Source organism: Arcticibacterium sp., from assembly GCF_055134445.1.
In genome coordinates this window covers 1-19,025 of record NZ_JBSRVI010000126.1, presented here as the reverse complement: position 1 = coordinate 19,025, position 19,025 = coordinate 1, and the positions used below count along the sequence as shown (strand labels likewise).

15 protein-coding genes and 1 pseudogene are annotated in these 19,025 nt (G+C 37.9%); all 16 read left to right on the top strand.

Going from position 1 to position 19,025, the window contains the following annotated elements:
- The 16 genes and pseudogenes from ACTBZY_RS16315 to ACTBZY_RS16240 all read left to right on the top strand — a co-directional run bounded on the left by ACTBZY_RS16315 (position 1) and on the right by ACTBZY_RS16240 (position 18,868).
- Positions 1-1,296, top strand: coding sequence for a sulfatase-like hydrolase/transferase (locus ACTBZY_RS16315; RefSeq protein WP_463047411.1), 1,296 nt, complete (start codon positions 1-3; stop codon positions 1,294-1,296).
- Positions 1,297-1,415: 119 nt separating this feature from the next.
- The gene (locus ACTBZY_RS16310; protein ID WP_463047410.1) at positions 1,416-1,538 is read left to right on the top strand and encodes a hypothetical protein; all 123 of its coding nucleotides are present in this window, start codon (positions 1,416-1,418) and stop codon (positions 1,536-1,538) included.
- A gap of 67 nt (positions 1,539-1,605) precedes the next feature.
- Positions 1,606-2,859, top strand: coding sequence for a glycoside hydrolase family 117 protein (locus ACTBZY_RS16305; protein WP_463047409.1), 1,254 nt, complete (start codon positions 1,606-1,608; stop codon positions 2,857-2,859).
- A gap of 60 nt (positions 2,860-2,919) precedes the next feature.
- The gene (locus ACTBZY_RS16300) at positions 2,920-5,058 is read left to right on the top strand and encodes a hypothetical protein (RefSeq protein ID WP_463047408.1); all 2,139 of its coding nucleotides are present in this window, start codon (positions 2,920-2,922) and stop codon (positions 5,056-5,058) included.
- Positions 5,059-5,086: 28 nt separating this feature from the next.
- Positions 5,087-6,244, top strand: a pseudogene (locus ACTBZY_RS16295) (alpha-L-fucosidase); the annotation flags it as partial.
- A gap of 60 nt (positions 6,245-6,304) precedes the next feature.
- Complete coding sequence (locus tag ACTBZY_RS16290; RefSeq protein WP_463047431.1) at positions 6,305-6,622, top strand: alpha-L-fucosidase C-terminal domain-containing protein; 318 nt, start codon at positions 6,305-6,307, stop codon at positions 6,620-6,622.
- Between the two features lie 88 nt (positions 6,623-6,710).
- Positions 6,711-7,967 (top strand): glycoside hydrolase family 117 protein, encoded by a 1,257-nt coding sequence (locus ACTBZY_RS16285; RefSeq protein ID WP_463047407.1) that lies wholly within the window; start codon positions 6,711-6,713, stop codon positions 7,965-7,967.
- A gap of 142 nt (positions 7,968-8,109) precedes the next feature.
- Positions 8,110-10,410, top strand: a complete 2,301-nt coding sequence (locus ACTBZY_RS16280; RefSeq protein WP_463047406.1) for a sulfatase-like hydrolase/transferase — start codon at positions 8,110-8,112, stop codon at positions 10,408-10,410.
- Positions 10,411-10,548: 138 nt separating this feature from the next.
- Positions 10,549-12,408, top strand: a complete 1,860-nt coding sequence (locus ACTBZY_RS16275) for an FAD-dependent oxidoreductase (RefSeq protein WP_463047405.1) — start codon at positions 10,549-10,551, stop codon at positions 12,406-12,408.
- The gene (locus ACTBZY_RS16270) at positions 12,408-13,451 is read left to right on the top strand and encodes a hypothetical protein (RefSeq protein ID WP_463047404.1); all 1,044 of its coding nucleotides are present in this window, start codon (positions 12,408-12,410) and stop codon (positions 13,449-13,451) included. The genes ACTBZY_RS16275 and ACTBZY_RS16270 overlap by 1 nt, the downstream gene beginning before the upstream one ends.
- Before the next feature lie 316 nt (positions 13,452-13,767).
- Entirely contained in the window at positions 13,768-14,142 is a 375-nt protein-coding gene (locus tag ACTBZY_RS16265) for a nuclear transport factor 2 family protein (RefSeq protein ID WP_463047403.1), read from the top strand.
- A 319-nt stretch (positions 14,143-14,461) separates the two neighbouring features.
- On the top strand, positions 14,462-14,848 hold the full coding sequence (locus ACTBZY_RS16260; RefSeq protein ID WP_463047402.1) for a VOC family protein: 387 nt from the start codon (positions 14,462-14,464) through the stop codon (positions 14,846-14,848).
- A gap of 448 nt (positions 14,849-15,296) precedes the next feature.
- Entirely contained in the window at positions 15,297-15,779 is a 483-nt protein-coding gene (locus tag ACTBZY_RS16255; protein ID WP_463047401.1) for a YdeI/OmpD-associated family protein, read from the top strand.
- Positions 15,780-16,206: 427 nt separating this feature from the next.
- Positions 16,207-17,634 carry a bifunctional metallophosphatase/5'-nucleotidase gene (locus ACTBZY_RS16250; RefSeq protein WP_463047400.1) on the top strand — a complete coding sequence of 476 codons (1,428 nt, stop codon included), beginning with the start codon at positions 16,207-16,209 and terminating at the stop codon, positions 17,632-17,634.
- Between the two features lie 154 nt (positions 17,635-17,788).
- Positions 17,789-18,304, top strand: coding sequence for a Crp/Fnr family transcriptional regulator (locus ACTBZY_RS16245; RefSeq protein WP_463047430.1), 516 nt, complete (start codon positions 17,789-17,791; stop codon positions 18,302-18,304).
- Positions 18,305-18,382: 78 nt separating this feature from the next.
- Positions 18,383-18,868 carry a GlcG/HbpS family heme-binding protein gene (locus tag ACTBZY_RS16240; RefSeq protein WP_463047399.1) on the top strand — a complete coding sequence of 162 codons (486 nt, stop codon included), beginning with the start codon at positions 18,383-18,385 and terminating at the stop codon, positions 18,866-18,868.
- Positions 18,869-19,025: the final 157 nt, after the last annotated feature.

Here is a 19,025-nt window from a genome sequence, read left to right as displayed (position 1 = left end):
ATGAAAAAAACATTAAACATATTACAATTCATCGTTCTATTGGGCATTTCATTAAGTGCTTACACTCAAAAGCCTAATGTCATAGTAATTTACACTGACGACAACCGCTATACCGGTGTTCATGCTCTTGGAGGACAAGATGTTAAAACACCTGCTTTGGATGAGCTTGTAGAAAATGGTGTTTCGTTTTCTAATGCCTACCTCATGGGTGCTTTTCACGGAGCGACCTGTGCACCCAGCCGTGCCATGTTACATACAGGTAGAAATTTATTTGAACTTCAGGGACAAGGATTTTCAATTCCCGAAGAGCATAAAACATTAGGAGAAACCTTAAGAAAGGAAGGATACTATTCGCATATCATAGGCAAATGGCATCAAGACAAAGAATCATTGGTTCGCTCATTTAACAGTGGTTCTAAAATAATGGGAATAGGACTTTATCTGGTTGATCATTTCAGAATGCCACTGTGGGAGTTTGATAGAGACCCTTCGCAACTAGAACCCGAAAATGCTTTTTTGCTCAAATATGACAAATTGAAAAACATTACGAAAGTGCCTTTTGACAAGGCCATGAAAAAAGGACCAATTGCTAATGAAGATGAAGGACCACATACTTCCGAAGTATTTGCGACGGAAGCCGCTAAGTTTTTGAAAGAATATAACAAAGACGCCCCCTTCTTCATGTATCTAGCCTTCCATGCACCACATGACCCAAGACAGGCACCTCAAAAATACAGAGACCTATATCCTATAGATAAAATGCAGCTAACGCCCTCCTATCTATCCGTTCATCCTTTCGATAATGGTGACATGATTTTAAGAGACGAAGCACTTGCTCCTTGGCCTAGAACTGAAGCTATCGCGAAGCAACAACTCGCTGACTATTATGCCATTACCACGCATCTAGACGACCAAATAGCTAGGGTAGTTACCGCATTAAAAGCGTCAGGGAAGTACGAAAACACGATTATTGTTTTCGCAGGAGACAGCGGATTGGCCGTAGGAAACCACGGATTGATGGGAAAACAAAACCTATATAACGAAGACGGAATTCACATTCCATTGATATTTTCAGGTGGTGCAATTAAGCAAAAAGGAATAAAAACAAATGCCCTGGCTTATAACTTTGACATCTACCCAACCATCTGTGATTTACTAAAAATAAGCACTCCAAATTCTGTTTCAGGCAAAAGCCTTTTGCCCATAATTAACAACCCCAAACAAGAAAATAGAGAGCACCAATACTTTGCTTACAAACAGTTTCAAGAGCTTATCGCAAAGGGGACTACAAATTAATAGAATATGTAAATGCGAAACACTTGGACAAGGAAAACGGCGAAGTAGTACGAGGATCACGCGTAACACAATTGTACAATATCAAGAACGACCCCTGGGAAGTTAACAACCTCGCATTTATGGAAGAAAATCTAAGCTTAGTTAAAACGCTACAAAACGAGATGCAAACAGAAGCAAAAAAACTAGGTGATTATAAGACCATTAGAGAAGGTGAACAATACAGCTTTTGGGATTTTTATTAAAAAAAAGAAGTGAATTCAACCTTTCATAATCCTAAAGTAAAAACCTAATCTTCAACACCCTGAACTTATGAAATTGACACCAAAACTAGTTTTATATATTTTCTTATTGGCACAATTTGCTTGTACCACTGAAGAAAATACAACGACTGAAATACAACAAGTTTTTCCTCACAAAATGCCTGAAGAAAAGCCAACATTCGCTATGAGTGCTGCCACCGAGCGGATGTTTGATTATCCGGCCACACGAGTACATGACAATGAATTATTTTCACAATTTAAGTACACCAAACTGAAGGGTCTAGATTATCATAATGGCGATGGTACTATTTCCCGACGAGATCCTTCTAGACCAATATTAGTGGATGGTAAGTATTATATCTATTACACCAAAAGAGATACTAAAGTACCTCCAATAGGCGTAAATAGCGTTAACGAGGCCACCGATGAAATACCATCTACCGATTGGGATTTATGTGAGATTTGGTATGCAACAAGTGTAGATGGCATCACTTGGGAAGAAAAAGGAATGGCTATTCCTCGACCAGCCAAACCAAAATCAGGATGGAGATCCGTTGCAACACCAGATGTGCTAGTTTGGAAAGGCAAATATTATCTCTATTACCAAGCATTTAATGAACCAAGCGGCCTCAAAGGTGATTGGTGTCCAGTTTCTGTTTCTTATGCCGACTCTCCAGATGGTCCCTGGATTCATGGCGGAGACGAAATAATTCCGTTCGGAAAAAAAGGGGAATGGGATCAAGATGCCACACATGATCCTCAACCTATCGTTTACAACGACAAGATTTACATGTACTATAAAGCAGCATATAATAAATGGCCTAAACTTCGAGACAAATATGCCGTTGCACATGGTTTGGTTACAGCTGACAATCCGCTGGGACCATTTATAAAGCATCCCTTAAACCCTGTTTTAACTTCGGGTCATGAGACCACCTATTTCCCGTTCAAAGGCGGCGTTGCTGCACTTGCCATAAAAGATGGCAATGAAAGAGAAACCATGCAATACTCCGAAGATGGCGTAAACTTTAAAATCGCATCAGTTCTGTCACTTACACCTACAGCAGCTGCCCCTTTTACTCCCGATGCTTTCACCAATACAAAGGATGGGCGAGGAGTCACATGGGGCTTATGTCATTTCATAAACGCAGGGGAACCTGGCAAACAACACTCCATTATAGCAAGATTTGATTGTGATTTAAGTCTTGATGATAATGATCCATTTTTTAAGAATACTGGCGTTTGGCATAAGCCCGATGTCTACTTTGATCAGGGAATGGGTTCGCATCAGCGGTCGAACTAAATGACTCCCTTATTACATCTGCACTCAAACTATAAAGCATTAAGTATAAACTAGACAAGAATGAAAATAAACGAATCTAAAAATAGCGTAAAAAAGTACATCATTGGTCTTCTGCTCTTTACCACATTTGCTAGCATAGCTCAAAATGACCTACCACAAGTGGCTTTTGCCAATAGTCAAATAGCTATTTACAACAAGTCATTGGGATATCAATTCGAATATATTTTGGACAGTGAAAACCTCATAGAGCAGGCTTACAAAATCGCTGTCGATAACAAAAATGTAAAGATATTTGGTGGTGACGCTCGTGGACTCCTATATGGCGGACTAGAAGCTGCTGAGCAATTAGAGCTTTATCAAAAACTAAGTCCAGCTGAGGGAAAACCTTTCCAAAAACAACGTGGCGTAAAATTCAATATTCCTTTAGACGCCCGAACCCCAAGTTATGACGATACGGGTGATGCGGCTCAAAATAACATTCTTGAAATGTGGAATTGGAATTTTTGGTCTGAATACCTCGACAAAATGGCTATCAACCGCTACAACGTGATTACATTTTGGAATCCGCACCCATTTCCTTCAATGATTAAATCAGAAAAATATCCTGATGTAGCCCTGGACGATGTCTTTGTAACCACCTTAAAACCAATTGGTATTGAAAATGAATGGGCTGAGCCGCAACTCGTCAGCAGTAATGTTTTAGAAAATTTAAAACTGGTCAAAAAAATAAGCATTGATGATAAGATTGCCTTTTGGCAAAAACTCATGCAATACGCGAATGACCGAGGAATAGATGTCTATTTTATCACTTGGAATATTTGCCCAAACAGTGTAGCCAAAGCAGTAAAGCCTTTTTACAGAACTTATAATATCAAACTCTGGGACGAGCCACTAGGTAAACATGGTATTAGCCATCAAATAAATAACCAAGCGGGTATTGATTATCAGAGAGACGCAGTAAAAGAGTTTTTACTAACCTATCCATTACTTAAAGGAATAGGCGTAACTGCTGGTGAACACATGAATCAAGACACTTTGGGCTGGAACCGTGAACGCTGGCTTTGGGAAACTTATGGTGAAGGCATTTTGGATGCTAAAAAAATGCAACCAGAGCGGAAAGTGAATTTTATTCATCGCGTATGGAATTCCAATATGGATTTGATTATGAAATATTGGGACCAATATCCCGATAATTTCGATGTCAGTTTCAAATATGCCAAAGCACGACTTTTTTCATCTCCAGACATTCCATTTGCAGACGAGCATGTGGAGCAAATGAAAAAGTACGGCCTAAAGTCTTGGTGGAATTTACGAAACGATGACATTTTTGTCTTTAGGTGGGGAAACCCAGAGTACGTGAGACAATTCATTAAAAACTTTCCACCTGAGAATACAACCGGTTATTATGTCGGCTCCGATGGATATGTTTGGGGCAAAGAGTTTATTAGCAAGCATGAAGAACTGAGTGGAGAACTTGAAATCAATAAGCATTGGTACAATTTCATGCTTTGGGGAAGGCTAGGTTATGATAACGAACTAAGCGATACCTTTTTTAAAAGTAAAATAGCCAAAAGACATGCTAATCTACCATCAACTGAACTGTATGAAACATGGAAAACCGCTTCTAAAATAATACCATTGGTAAACGTGTTTCATTGGCGAGATTGGGACTTTATGTTTAGTGCTGAATCTGGATTAGGAAAAGCCGATACCGCATCGTTTAGGACGGTTATAGACTTTATGAATAATCCTACCATGCTTGGGCAAAACATCCAAAGCCCAATGGAATACGCCAAAAGCGAAAAAAACATTGGCAAGACTCCTTTTTCAGTTGCAGCTGATTTACACAACTGGGCTGATGCTACCCTAAAAAGTGTAGCTTTTCTTAAACTTAAGGCCAAAACAACAGAAGAGAAAGTGCTTTTAGATGACTTATCCTCTATGGCACTTTTAGGGAAATATTATGCTGAAAAGATAAAATCCGCTACATATTTGGCTGTATATGCCATTCAAAAAACAGAAAAAAACAAAACTAAAGCCATAAAAGAAGCTACTGCAGCACTAGGATATTGGAACCTATATGCAGAGCTAAGTTCCTCTAATTATAAACCTCAAATGATGGCTCGAACTAACCTCATGGATTGGAAGAAAATAAGTGAGGATGTAGCTAAAGACATTGATTTGGTCAAAGAATTTTAACTGAATTTATTAATACCCAACCTTAAAAATGAAAAATAAATTAATTGCATTGGCATTTTGTCTCACATTAGTGAGTTCATTAATGGCTCAAGAGAAATTTGAGCCTATACTAGAGTCCTTTGAAAAAAACTACCAGTTCCCTGAATGGTTTAAAGACGCCAAATTTGGTATTTGGGCACACTGGGGACCACAGGCTGTACCACGAGAAGGCGACTGGTATGCCAGAAAAATGTATCAAAACAGAATTCATAATAGAAAGAAAGATACTTATTTAGACACTCCCGAAAGAGTCTATTCATTGCACCAAAAACGATACGGTCATCCTTCAGAATTTGGTTTTAAAGATATCATTCCGCTTTGGAAAGCAGAACGCTTCGACCCTGAAGCGTTAATGAAATTATACAAAAGAGTGGGAGCTAAATACTTTGTGAGTATGGGAACCCACCACGACAACTTCTTTCTTTGGGATTCTAAAATACATCGATGGAATTCCGTAGAAATGGGCCCTAAAAAAGACATAGTAGGTTTATTTCAGGCCGCAGCAAAAAAAGAAGGCTTGCGTTTTGGCATTTCAGAACACTTAGGAGCCAGTTATACTTGGTATCAGCCAAGTCATGGAGCTGATAGAGACGGCCCTTATGCCGGTGTACCATACGATGGAGCCAATCCAGAATTCCAAGATTTGTATCACCCAAAGACAGACTCTACGGACAAAGATTGGTTGACAAACAATCTTGCAAATCAACAAAATTGGCTTGCGAGCATTAATGAAGTAGTAGACATGTATCACCCTGATTTACTGTATTCTGATAGCGAATTACCTTTTGGGCAAATAGGAAGGGAAATGTTAGCCAATTTTTACAATGGAAACATAGCCCATAACAACGGAAAACTTGAAGCTGTGTATAACTGCAAACATGGTGACCCCAACCCAATGTAGGTAAAAGACATTGAAAGAGGAAAAGCCGAAGGCATTAGCCCCTATCCATGGCAAACCGACACTTCAATAGGTGATTGGTTTTATAAAACTGGGCAAGCCTATAAGTCAGGCAAAGACGTGGTGCAAATGTTAGTTGACATTGTAAGTAAAAACGGAAATCTACTGCTGAATGTAGTTCAAACTCCAGAAGGAGATTTGGAGCCAGACGTTTTAAATATTTTAGAAGAAATAGCAGAATGGACCAATATCAACGGTGAAGGAATCTATGGCTCACGCCCTTGGAAAGTATTTGGTGAGGGGCCTGCAATGACGAAAAAAGCAGCAAAAGGCCTTCATGAAGGAATCAGTGATGTCAACAATATTCCTTTTACACAAGATGACTTTCGATTTACTTCAAAAGAAAACAGCATATATGTGTTCTGTTTGGCACAGCCAAAATCCGACATCAAAATTGTGTCTTTGGCCAAAGGCTCTTCACTTTTAGATAGAAAAATTACCGCTGTGGAGATTCTAGGCGTAAAAAGCAAAGTAAAATGGAAGCAAACCGCTGAAGGTTTAATCATTACAAAACCAGTCAATTTGCCACTTTCGCATGCTACCACCATTAAAGTGGATTTGAAATAAGAAATAAGGGGTCAATTTTAGAACGAGATTGACCCCTTATTTTAAAAAACTAAACCGGATTATTTTCTAATTCTATTGACGAATAAAGATGAAAAGAATAGCACTCGTCTTCATGATAGGAAGTGTAATAGTGACTTTCAAAATAACTAAAGCACTAGGCCAAGGTGGGTTTCCGTACATACTACCTAAAGAAAAGCCCAACAGAGAAATGAGTGCTGCCATGGATCGTATTTACGACAATTATCCCGCACCAAAACCAGAAGACAACGAACTCTTTAGTCAATTCAAATACACCGAAATTAAAGGCCTTGACTACCACAATGAAGACGGAACCATTACTCGCAGAGATCCTTCCAAAGTGATTTTTGCCAACGGTAAATACTATGTTTGGTACACACACAGAAGCACACTCGTACCACCTCAAGGTGCCGAAAAATCAAGTGATATCATTCCTTCTTCTGACTGGGATTTGGCAGAAATTTGGTTCGCCACATCCACAGATGGCTTTACATGGAAAGAAGAGGGAGTTGCCGTAAAAAGACCAGAAAAACCACTGGTAGGATGGCGTTCTGTAACCACACCAGACATTTTGGAATGGAAAGGAAAGTATTATTTATATTATCAAGGATTTATGGAAGCCAGCGGAAAACGAGGAGACGACTGCCCAGTGGCTGTTTCTTATGCCGACTCCCCAGATGGACCATGGACTGCATATAATAAAATAGTAATACCTAACGGTGCTGAAAATGAATGGGACCATTTCTCCATACACGACCCCTACCCGTTAGTGCATAATGGCAAAATATATCTGTATTATAAATCTGATTTTGACAGAAACCCGAATTGGGTAAGAATGCAGGGTTTAGCCACATCAGATAATCCCTTAGGACCATTTACCAAAAATGCTCTAAATCCAGTAATTACCTCCGGTCATGAAACATCTTTATTTCCTTTCAAAGAAGGTATTGCAGCATTGGTTTATAAAGATGGTAACGAACATAATACCATTCAATACGCTAAAGACGGGGTAAACTTTAACATAGCTGCCATTACCGAACTCATGCCCTATGCAGCAGCACCCTATATTCCAGATGCTTTTACAGACACCAAAGATGGACGTGGCATTACTTGGGGTTTGGCTCACTTTATAAACCAAGGTGGTAAAGAAAACCTCCATGCTGTCTTAGTAAGATTCGATTGTGATTTGAGTCAAGATTTACATGATGAGCAGATGAAAGAGCACCGTGTAAATCATAAACCTGATGTATTTTACAGACAAGGATTAAGCAGTAAGCAATTGGAAAGGGTTGCAACTGAAAATGCTAAACTTAGGAATGAAAAGTAGCCATTTCTAGGCCCGATGCAAGATTGATCAACTCAAATTCATTTAAACGACCTTTGAGCGTGTTTAACTTAGAGCTATAGCTGTAATATTTTATATTTAACAAACAAGAGCCTTTGTACCCATTGAAAGAAACTAAAACCCTATGAAAAAGAAACTAATGAATTGCATTAACAAAGCTGGCACCTTTTGCAGCTTGATTTTCATTTCCCTTCTGAGCTGCTCATCCTTTTTAGGTTTTGCACAGGAGCCCACCGTTGATAAAATGCCAAACATTGTCTTAATCATGGCTGACGATCTAGGGAAAGAAGCCTTAGGAGCATATGGAGGGACCTCTTACAGAACTCCGGTTTTAGACAAAATAGCTTCTGAAGGGGCACTTTTTAACCATGCCTATGCCTACCCTTTGTGCACACCCACCAGAGTGAGCTTAATGACGGGTAAATACAATTTTAGAAATTGGCAGGCATTCGGAATTTTAGACCCTGATGAAAAGACGATTGGCCATCTAATGCAAGAGCAAGGCTACAAAACTTGTATAGCAGGAAAATGGCAATTGCAGAGTTACGATCCTCCAGGATTTCCTGGCTCAGACCTAAGAAGAGGTAAAGGCATGACCATAGAGCAAGCGGGTTTTGACGAATACGCCATGTATCACACCGCACATACAGAAGACAAAGGAAGCCGATATGCCGACCCTATGATTTATAGCGATGGCCGCTTTTTACAAGACACGCACAATCAATACGGACCAGACCTATTCGTCAATTTCATCAATGACTTTATGGAAAAGAATGTGGATCAGCCATTCTTTGTTTATTACCCTATGGCCCTCACGCATCCCCCATTTAATATAACGCCAGATAGTAAAACATGGGATAATGCCAGCAAAAGACTTTTAGAAGATAAAGCAAACTTTGGCGACATGGTGGAATACGCCGATAAGCTGGTAGGCAAAATCATAACACAATTAGAAGACCTAGGCATTAGAGACAACACATTGCTCGTATTTTATACAGATAATGGTACTCATCAAAGTATTATTTCTATGAAAGGGGCAAAAGCCGTACAAGGAGCTAAAGGAGAAATGATTGACAATGGCACTAGAGTACCTTTAATTCTTAACTGGCCAGGAAAAATTCAAAGTCAAACGTCTGAGCAAATGGTGGCTCCGAGTGATTTCATCCCAAGCATTTTTGATGTCATTGGCAGAAATATGCCAAAAGATTTCTACACAGACGGCAGTAGTTTTTGGCCTGAAGTTTTAAATAAGAAGAAAGATACTAACAGAAGAGACTGGGTTCTAATAGACCATAATCCAAGACCCGGATGGGACAAAGAAAGCATTATGCCGTCCAGATTTGTAAAAGGCAAACGCTATAAGCTTTATGATGACGACCGATTTTATGATATAGAAAATGATGAATTGGAGCAAAACAAACTTGCCAACCTTTCCTCAGACAAGCTAAAAATCAAAAAGCAGTATAGTGAAATTTTAGATTCACTAAGGGCTTATCGGACTTTTGGAGAGCTTAAGGTTTTTGACCCTAGTTTTTATAAAACTGTACCTGCCCATACCAAAACAGAAGTTTTAGGCGAAGGGTTCTCCTGGATAGAAGGACCCGTTTGGGTAGAAGAAAAGCAAGCTTTATTGTTTTCAGACGTACCAAGAAATGTCATTTATAAATGGACAGAAAGCAAAGGCATAGAATTGTTTCTAGAAAAGTCTGGCTATACAGGCTCAAAAAAAGGTACAGGCAGTAATGGGCTTGCTGTAGATAATAATGGTCAGCTACTTATTTGTAGAGATGGCGATAGGGAAATTGCTCGTCTGGCCAGTTCCTACGACTTTCCTGTTCCAGTTTTTCAGACTTTGATAGATAATTACCGAGGGAAGCGTCTAAATAGCCCAAATGATTTGATAGTAGACAAAAAAGGAAATATCTATTTTACTGACCCTCCTTACGGCATGGATCCTGATATAAAGCCAGATTTAGATTTCTTTGGTGTTTATAGATTAAACGTAGACGGAACAGTGGATCTCCTTGTTGAAAACTTGAGTAGACCTAACGGCCTTGGGCTTTCACCAGATGAAAGTAAGCTCTATGTGGCCAATTCGGCCAATGCACAGTTTATGGTTTATGACTTAGAAAAAGGAAGCTTTCCCATGAAAGGGAAGCTGTTTTTTGATGCTAAAAAATTAGTGGATGAAAGTCTAAGTAAGCAACAACCAGACGGCTTGGACATAAACAAAGAAGGAATTATTTTTCTTGCTGGGCCAGATGGAGTTTTGATAATTGACCCTTCTGGAAAACATCTAGGTACTATTTATACAGGAAAAAAGACCTCTAATTGTGTTTTGTCTCATGACGAGAAAACACTCTACGTCACCTGTGATGATTATATTTTAAGGGTGGTTTTGGGATATGCATACAAACAGAAATAATCCCAATCCATGAAATACATTTTTCATAAAAACAGTTGACCAATTTTCCTTAATGAAAATCAAATGCCACATTTTAATATTTTTGTATCACATGTCAATAAAAGTTTCGCCAAATTGACTCAAAAATTCAACCCAAGAATGAGAAAAATACTATTTCTTTTACTGTTCTGTCCATTTTTTGCAGACGCACAAAAACATACCACGCTATTCATTGAAACCGAAAGCTTTCACAACAAAGGTGGTTGGGTTATTGACCAACAATTTATGGATGTCATGGGCTCTTCATTTCTTATGGCTCATGGCATGGGCATACCCGTAGCAGATGCTTCTACCAAAGTTACCTTTCCTAAAAAAGGAACTTACCATGTATATGTACGCACTAGAAACTGGTCTTCTCAATGGTCACAAGCCGATGCGGCAGGGCAGTTTCAGTTAGCTATTGATGGCAAACCTTTGGCTAAAATTTATGGTAATGAACATGCCAACTGGGCATGGACGGATGGAGGAGAAGTAAGTATATCTAATCAGGAGATAACACTTTCACTGAAAGACTTAACAGGTTTTAACGGTCGCTGCGACGCCATCATTTTCACAAATGACCCTCAGTTCAAACCTATTGAAGACGTAAAGAAACTAAGTACTTTCAGAAATAATTACTTCGGGTTTGACAGCAATCCACGAGATGCAGGAGAATTTGATTTCGTAGTGGTGGGTGGCGGAATGGCGGGTACTTGTGCTGCTATATCAGCCGCAAGAAATGGAGTTAAAGTAGCCTTAATTCAAAACAGACCTCTACTTGGTGGCAATAATAGCTCAGAAGTTCGTGTGCATTTAGGAGGTAGAATAAACCTAGAGCCCTACCCTGCTTTAGGGAATTTGGTTAACGAAATTGGTCCAGATGAGGGTGGAAATGCCCAACCCAAAAACTACTATGAAGATGACAAAAAACTAAACGCGGTTTTAAACGAGCCCAACATTTCACTTTTCTTAAATCATCATGCTAATAAAGTAGAAACCGAAAACGGTACTATCAAAAGAGTATTTGCAACCAATATTGAAACAGGTGAGAAAGTAATTTTCAAAGCACCGCTTTTTGCTGATTGTACAGGAGATGGCACCATTGGCCTTTTGGCAGGAGCAGAATTTATGACAGGCAGAGAAAGCAAATCAGTTTATAATGAACCTACCGCACCCGAAGTAGGCGACAACCTGACCATGGGTGCGTCTGTGCAGTGGTTTTCAGAAAAGAAAGACCATGCCGTAACTTTTCCTGAGATTAAGTGGGGAATGGAATGGGACGAAGCAAAATCTGAAGAAATTACGAAAGGTGACTGGGAATGGGAAACAGGAATGGGTCTTGATATGACCTTAGACTTTGAGCAAATTAGAGATTACGGCATGTTGGCAGTATATTCTAACTGGTCTTATCTTAAAAACAAATCTGTCAACAAAGACAAATTCCAGAATGAAAGCATCCGCTGGGTAGCCTATATTGCTGGTAAACGAGAGTCGGCACGATTAAAAGGAGATTATGTGTTGATAGAACAAGATTTGACGGAACGCCGTGTGTACCCAGATGGCACCGCACCTACCTCATGGACCATTGATTTACATTATCCAGACCCTGAGAATTCAAAATTATTCCCTGGAGCCGCTTTTAAATCCATTGCTAAGCACATCAAAATTTACCCCTACCCTATTCCTTTCCGATGCTTGTATTCGAAAAACATCAATAACCTCATGATGGCTGGTAGAGACATCAGCGTATCGCATGTGGCTTTAGGAACGGTTCGTTTAATGAGAACAGGTGGCATGATGGGCGAGGTTCTTGGTATGGCGGCATCCGTTTGTATAAAAGAAAACACGAATCCTAGAGGCTTATATCAGAAGCATTTTGACCAACTAGAAGCTTTGATGATAAAAGGTGTTGGAAACCCAAATATTCCGGATACTCAAGATTATAACAAAGGCGGTACACTGATGGAAACCCAAAACTAATGAGACTGATTTTTTCCATCTTCTTCTGTCTTTCTTTTTTGATGTATGACCATCAAAAAAGAGTAGATTTTGAGGTCAACATGGAAAATGGCGGCCATTTCAAGGTTATAGCTTTAAAAGACGAACAAGGGCTATTAGATAAATATAGAGCAAACATTGTATCCCCTGTCTGTGAAGATAGGGTCTGCTATGATGTCAACCTCATTTTCAATTGGAACCTTATTGGTGAATTCATGGATTTTGAGATTCTCTCCAGCGAACCTTTAACCAAGTTAGATCACATTCCATTTTCTCCGAAAGACTATCAAAGGCTTCAAGGCATTTTAAAAAACCAAGACCTTAATTTCGTTAAAATCCCTGCCGAAGAATTGGTAGTAAAGTCTGACCAACCGAAACTGGATGGCTACTCAGGAGCTACCAAAGAAACGGTCAAAAAAGAAGTGATAGAAGGGGCACTTTATACTTGTTATACGCTCTGGCATATTGCCAATGGTGCTGTGGTGGACTCCATAAAAAACAATACGAGTTTGGCTTTAAACAAGGAGCTTATTACCAAAATTATAAACCAAAGGAGTCAAACGAATAATTACTTTCTAATCAATCATTTAGACTTTAAATCTTATCAAGAGAATATCGAGGCTATTTTGGGTTTAATGACAGAAAGCAAAGGCTATTTTAGCAAAAATGCTTTTGAAAAAATTCCAGAACCACTTTTTGAATCAAAACCAGTACAGGATTATATCATTGCCAATTATACGGAACTAGATTATTACACCCAAAAGGCCGCTCTTAAAAAGTTAGAAAAAGTGAAGCATCATCCTAAACTAAGCCAGTTTGTGATTGGGCAAATAAGGATTGATAATACCTTTCAGAATCAAAAACTGATAGCCCTAGTCCTTTCTCAAGTAGAGAGAGAAAGTTTCTTGGAACTGGTGGCTAAGCTCAAAAAATATAAAATTCCTGTATCTGATGACAATTTAGTGGAGATTCAAAAAGCAAACGAAGCTTACCTGCTTAACATTTCTGACCTTCAAAAGCTGTAGTAAAACTAAGCTTCCCTACCTGAATTCCTTCAAGCTCTATAGGCTCATGCAATTTTTAGCTAGAGCAGTCCTTTATAAGCAAACTTCTAATGACCGTAAGTCTCAAAAAAAAAGCTACGCAACTGTTTTAAGGCTATCCAGACGTATGTTACTAAAATTTGGAGCAACTTAAAATAGCCTATTGGTCTTTATGAGAGATTTCCATATTTTTGATAAGAACACTAGCTTCTAGGAGGTGAAAAAATGTTTGGTGACGAGTATTACCTATGCCGACCGTGAACCAAATTAGAAGATTGATAAGTATTAACATTTATCTATGACAAAGAATGCATTATCTCAGCAAGAGATCGCTCAATTATTCTCAAATGGGAAATTCGAAGACACTTTTGACTTTTTATCTAAAAATATCGTTTGGAAAATCATCGGTGAATCAGAGATAAAAGGAAAAACCGGTGTGATATCCGCTTGCGAAAAAACATCACAATACTTCAGTTCTGTTGATACTAATTTTGTGACTGAGGCTGTCATTGTCGACAAGAATAGCGTGGTCGTCACAGGCTCTGCAGCGTTTATAAAAGAAGGAAAAAGAATCAATTTCATTTCGGCTTGTGATGTCTACCAGTTTAATGAAGAGAACTTTGTGGAAAATATTTCTTCCTACTGCATTTCTGAAAGAGCTAAAGAAGATTGAAAAATAATTCGCTAATTTAGAATACTAAAATTATGGAATATGACTGACGCTCAATGGATAAAATATGTTCAAGCTATGGAGCAAAATTTTAATCATGCCGTAATTTCTAATAAGATCTGAAATACAAAAATGATGACTAACGATTGGATATTGGTCGACAGCCAGAGCGGCATAATATCTCATGAGAAAGATTTTAAAGTACTAGAAGGGGGTTTATGCTTAAGAAATTTGAGGGTAAATCGTTGTTTTCTTAACACATTTTAATCTCGTAAAATGCTAATTCAACAGTGAAATAATAAGATAACCAAAAAATAAAACTATGAAAAATCAAAATCCAGTCGTTTGGTTCGAAATTTATGTGAATGACATGCAAAGGGCAAAAAAGTTTTACGAGCAGGTGCTCGAGACCACATTAACCGAACTGCCCAATCCCACTGATGATGGCTCAGAAATGTTTGCTTTTCCGATGGATATGAAATCAGAAAATCGAGCTTCTGGCTCATTGGTAAAAATGGAAGGTTTTCCGTCCGGTAACAATAGTATAATTGTTTATTTCATGAGTGAGGATTGTGCCATAGAAGAAGCCCGAGTAGTTAAAGCAGGTGGAAGTATTTTTAAATCAAAAATATCTATTGGGGAATACGGGGCTATGGTTCTAGCGAAAGATACCGAAGGGAATATGTTTGGCATACATTCCATGTCTTAAATAGTATCCTTAAGCTGGAACTCCAAGTGAGTAATGCTAAAATCCGAGAAAATCTTGTTAATGGCAGCATTTAAATGACAGAAATCGATCATATAAACAAGCCATTACCACTTCGTATGAGGCGGTGAAAATAGCAACATTGCACTTCTAGAAAAGGTGCTTCATAAAGATTTAAGAGTTACCAAAAACAGATTCATGGGTACCGCTAGCGTGACTATTCTAGACAAAAAAGAATAACTGAGTAAGATTAAAAGTGGTGACTTCCAAGAACGATAAAAGTAGACCAATGCGGCATCATTGCTTCCGTAAAACGGATGATTCAAAGCACTGAAAATGATTTTGTTCCTATAATTCTCTGGTCTGGGATGACGAAAATAAGAGGAAAATCATTCATAACTAGGCTGTCGGGTATGCAAAAACTAAATACACTGAAAACATTTGTCCAATAATGCATGAGTTCAAAGCTAAAATAGAGCTTATTGGCATTAATCCGTTTGTATTTGTGCCCGAGGACGTCTTAAAAATAATATTCAAACAATCTGGAATGACCAAAGGCCACATTCCTGTTAAAGGCGAAGTCAATCAGAAACCTTATCTCCAAACCTTGGTAAAATATAAAGGTGATTGGCGTCTATATATCAATATGGTCATGCTCAAAAATTCCCCTCAAAGAATCGGTGAGATAATTCATCTAAGTATTCAATTCGATCCTAAAGATAGAAGCATGGAGCCTCATCCATTATTGGTGACTGCCTTGGCAGAAAGTCCGGAAGCTGAAATAGTTTTTGAACATTTGTCCACCTCTAAGCAACAAGAGATAATACGGTATATTTCTCGTTTAAAAACAGAGGAAAGCGTGGTAAAGAATGTGCAGAGAGCCATAAATTTTTTAAACGGGAAAGAAAGATTTTTAGGAAGAGCAAAACCATAAAAATAATCCTCTGAATAGTATTTATCACCAAAATCATAACTTCTTTGACCTTTGTATCATGGATTTTGGATTTTAACACTACCGGATACGATCCATGAACAAGTAAACGATGGTTCGGTGTTTAATGTAGGAGAGCTACCCCTCCATTTACTTGCATGAACACAATAGATTAACCCCTATCTATCAGCGTATTGCTAAATACCACAAAGACATCGACACCGTTGTTATTTGATTTGTGAATACCACGTAATTTTGATAGATATTATTGGAATACAATGGAAATTGTATATCATCGTATTATAAAAATATTCAGTAAAAATAAAAGCTCATAACATTACATAATGAACCCACCTCCCCGTAGGTTTGGGTAATAAAACGCCCTTAATAATCAGCTAAATAAGTAATATCACGCTATAACTATTATTTTATGAAAATAGATTTAGTATATCTCAACGACGTGCATGGTTATTTAGATTTGCATTCAGAATTGTTTTATAATAGCAACGAAGAAATTATAGAATCGGTAGGAGGATATGCACGGATTGCCACGCTTTTAAATGGCATTAGAGAAAACAATAAAAACACCTTATTATTTGACGGAGGCGACACCTTTCATGGCACTTTACCAATAGTCACTTCAAAAGGGCAAGCATTAATCCCAATACTTAATAAACTTCAATTTAATGCTGTGGTAGGTCATTGGGACTTTGGATATGGTCCGGAGCAACTAAAAAAATTGCTTTCCCAACTTAACTATCCCATGCTGGGTTTCAACGTCTATAAGGACGATGGTAGTCTTTTTTTTCAACCCTTTCTTAAAATTGAAATTGAAGACTTGAAAATTGGTATCATCGGTATATGTTCTGATATAGTGGATAAGACCATGCCGAAGCATTTTAGCAAAGGGTTAAAATTTACCAATGGCATTGAAGAGCTACCTTCCTACATAACTCAACTCAGGGATGAAGGGTCAAACTTAATTATGGTACTCTCACACAATGGTTATCCGCAAGACATGTCTATGTTAGAAAAAGTGAGTGGTGTAGACGTTTGTTTAAGTGCCCATACGCATAACCGACTGTATGAACCTTCTATGGTCAATAATACTATTCTGATTCAATGCGGCTGTCATGGTTCATTCCTAGGGCATCTCAAACTAGACATTAAAGATAAATCAATCAAAAGTCATGAATATGAATTAATTAAAGTCGTACCAAGCCTAGTGCCTGATAAAGAGATAGCCGCATTAGTTTCAGATGTTCTTCAACCATACGCTGAAATGAATAAAAATATTGTAGGAGCCACTTCCACCACTTTACACCGGTATAATACCTTAAATTCTTCAATGGATAACTTGTTGTTGTCTGCAGTTAAGTTTGTATCCAATGCTCAAATTGCTTTTTCAAACGGTTGGCGTTATGGTGCTCCCATTGATGCGGGAAATATTTCTGAAATGGACTTATATAACATTATCCCGATGAATCCACCCGTTTCTACCGTTGACCTAAGCGGCAAAGAAATTATAGACCTGTTAGAGGAAAACTTTGAACGTACTTTCTCCTCTGACCCTATGAAACAAATGGGCGGCTATGTTAAAAGGTGTATTGGATTAAGCGTAAATATTAGAATTGAAAACCCTGCTGGCTATCGCATACAGGAAATATATTTTAATGATAAACACCTTGAGCTAGACAGCTATTATTCTGTAGCTTTTGTAACATCCCAAGGTGTGCCAAATCACTTAGGGAAAAACCGTCAGGAGTTGAAAATTAAGGCCGTGGAAGCCATGATTAGTTTTTTAGATAAACATCCACTGTTTACAAATCAAGTTGGCAATACGTTTAATTTAGTTTAACCCGTTTTATGCATTTGAAAATCGTAGTAAGTTTTAAAATAGAATAAATCAGTCATTTAAACGAGATTAGTAGACGAAACCTTAATAAAAAACAATGTCCTACAGTTTACTAAAACAAAACATCAACAATCTTGTGGAGATGTAAGAAGAAGATATTGACCTTTTTACAAGTTATTTTAAACCTCGAAAACTTCAGAAAAAAGACTTTTTATTGAGACAAGGCAATGTAGCCAAGTTCGAAGGCTTTGTTGTTGAAGGGTGTTTTAGGGTGTTCATTATCGACGAAAAAGGTAATGAAAACACATTATATTTTGCAGCAAGTGATTGGTGGTTAATGGATATTGATAGTTTTATGAATCAAACGCCCTCCAACCTTAATATTCAAGCTTTGGAAGACAGTAAGGTACTCATCATCAACAGGATGGATAAACTTTTACTTTACGAAACCATCCCAACAGTAGAAAAACTATTTAGGGTAATGTTTCAAAAAGCATTGGTGGCATGGCAACGCCGCTTAGTAAGTAACCATTGCCAAACGGCAAAAGAACGATACCATATTTTCATTGAAAGTTATCCGCACATCGCCTCAAAATTGACAGACAAACAAATAGCGAGCTACTTAGGTATTACCCACGAGTTTTTAAGTAAGATAAAGAAAGCTTTGAATTAATTATTCTCTGTTGAACTTGTTCAACTTTTTAGTCATCTGCCTTCAAGATATTTGCATCATTAAAAATGTAAATCGGAGATGAAAACAAGAACACAAAGTCTATTCTACATACTTATATTAATCCTTTTAAATAGCAGTGCCGTTTTCGCTCAAGTGTCAACGGATATTTCACACGAAAATGCATTAAAAGCATTACTAGCTGCAAAAGAAAAAGCAGAAGAGTCAAATGTATTAGTAAATATTGCTGTAGTGGATGCAGGGGCCAACCTAAAAGCATTTATAAGAATGGATGACTCTTATTTAGGGAGTATAGACATAGCCATAAAAAAGGCAAAAACATCACGATACTTTGACATTAATACAGGTGATTTAGGAAAACTATCCCAACCAGGAGGTATTATTTATAATATTGAATTATCCAATAACGGTCTTATAACTTTTCCGGGAGGTGTTCCAATAAAAAATGAAAACGGAAAAATAATTGGAGCCATTGGTGTAAGTGGCGGAACCATTGAACAAGACCATCTAATTGCTTCAGCAGGGGCAAATTCAATTAATAAATAAAATATAAAAAAACTAGATTTATGAATAAGGTAAACATTTCCTTTCTACTTAGTTTATTACTCCTGTCTCAAATTAGTTTCTCGCAATCTACAGATGTTCTAATGCCTTACATGCAAGACTTTAAGAGCATAAATGCTAATAATACTGTAACAATAAC

Excerpts from the sequence above, each read along its gene's own strand:
- ACTBZY_RS16255 (WP_463047401.1), top strand. The coding sequence starts at position 15,297 with ATGCATGAGTTCAAAGCTAAAATAGAGCTTATTGGCATTAATCCGTTT.
- ACTBZY_RS16280 (WP_463047406.1), top strand. The coding sequence starts at position 8,110 with ATGAAAAAGAAACTAATGAATTGCATTAACAAAGCTGGCACCTTTTGC.
- ACTBZY_RS16250 (WP_463047400.1), top strand. The coding sequence starts at position 16,207 with ATGAAAATAGATTTAGTATATCTCAACGACGTGCATGGTTATTTAGAT.
- ACTBZY_RS16265 (WP_463047403.1), top strand. The coding sequence starts at position 13,768 with ATGACAAAGAATGCATTATCTCAGCAAGAGATCGCTCAATTATTCTCA.
- ACTBZY_RS16315 (WP_463047411.1), top strand. The coding sequence starts at position 1 with ATGAAAAAAACATTAAACATATTACAATTCATCGTTCTATTGGGCATT.
- ACTBZY_RS16305 (WP_463047409.1), top strand. The coding sequence starts at position 1,606 with ATGAAATTGACACCAAAACTAGTTTTATATATTTTCTTATTGGCACAA.
- ACTBZY_RS16270 (WP_463047404.1), top strand. The coding sequence starts at position 12,408 with ATGAGACTGATTTTTTCCATCTTCTTCTGTCTTTCTTTTTTGATGTAT.
- ACTBZY_RS16290 (WP_463047431.1), top strand. The coding sequence starts at position 6,305 with ATGACGAAAAAAGCAGCAAAAGGCCTTCATGAAGGAATCAGTGATGTC.
- ACTBZY_RS16275 (WP_463047405.1), top strand. The coding sequence starts at position 10,549 with ATGAGAAAAATACTATTTCTTTTACTGTTCTGTCCATTTTTTGCAGAC.
- ACTBZY_RS16300 (WP_463047408.1), top strand. The coding sequence starts at position 2,920 with ATGAAAATAAACGAATCTAAAAATAGCGTAAAAAAGTACATCATTGGT.
- ACTBZY_RS16240 (WP_463047399.1), top strand. The coding sequence starts at position 18,383 with ATGAAAACAAGAACACAAAGTCTATTCTACATACTTATATTAATCCTT.
- ACTBZY_RS16285 (WP_463047407.1), top strand. The coding sequence starts at position 6,711 with ATGAAAAGAATAGCACTCGTCTTCATGATAGGAAGTGTAATAGTGACT.
- ACTBZY_RS16260 (WP_463047402.1), top strand. The coding sequence starts at position 14,462 with ATGAAAAATCAAAATCCAGTCGTTTGGTTCGAAATTTATGTGAATGAC.
- ACTBZY_RS16310 (WP_463047410.1), top strand. The coding sequence starts at position 1,416 with ATGGAAGAAAATCTAAGCTTAGTTAAAACGCTACAAAACGAGATGCAA.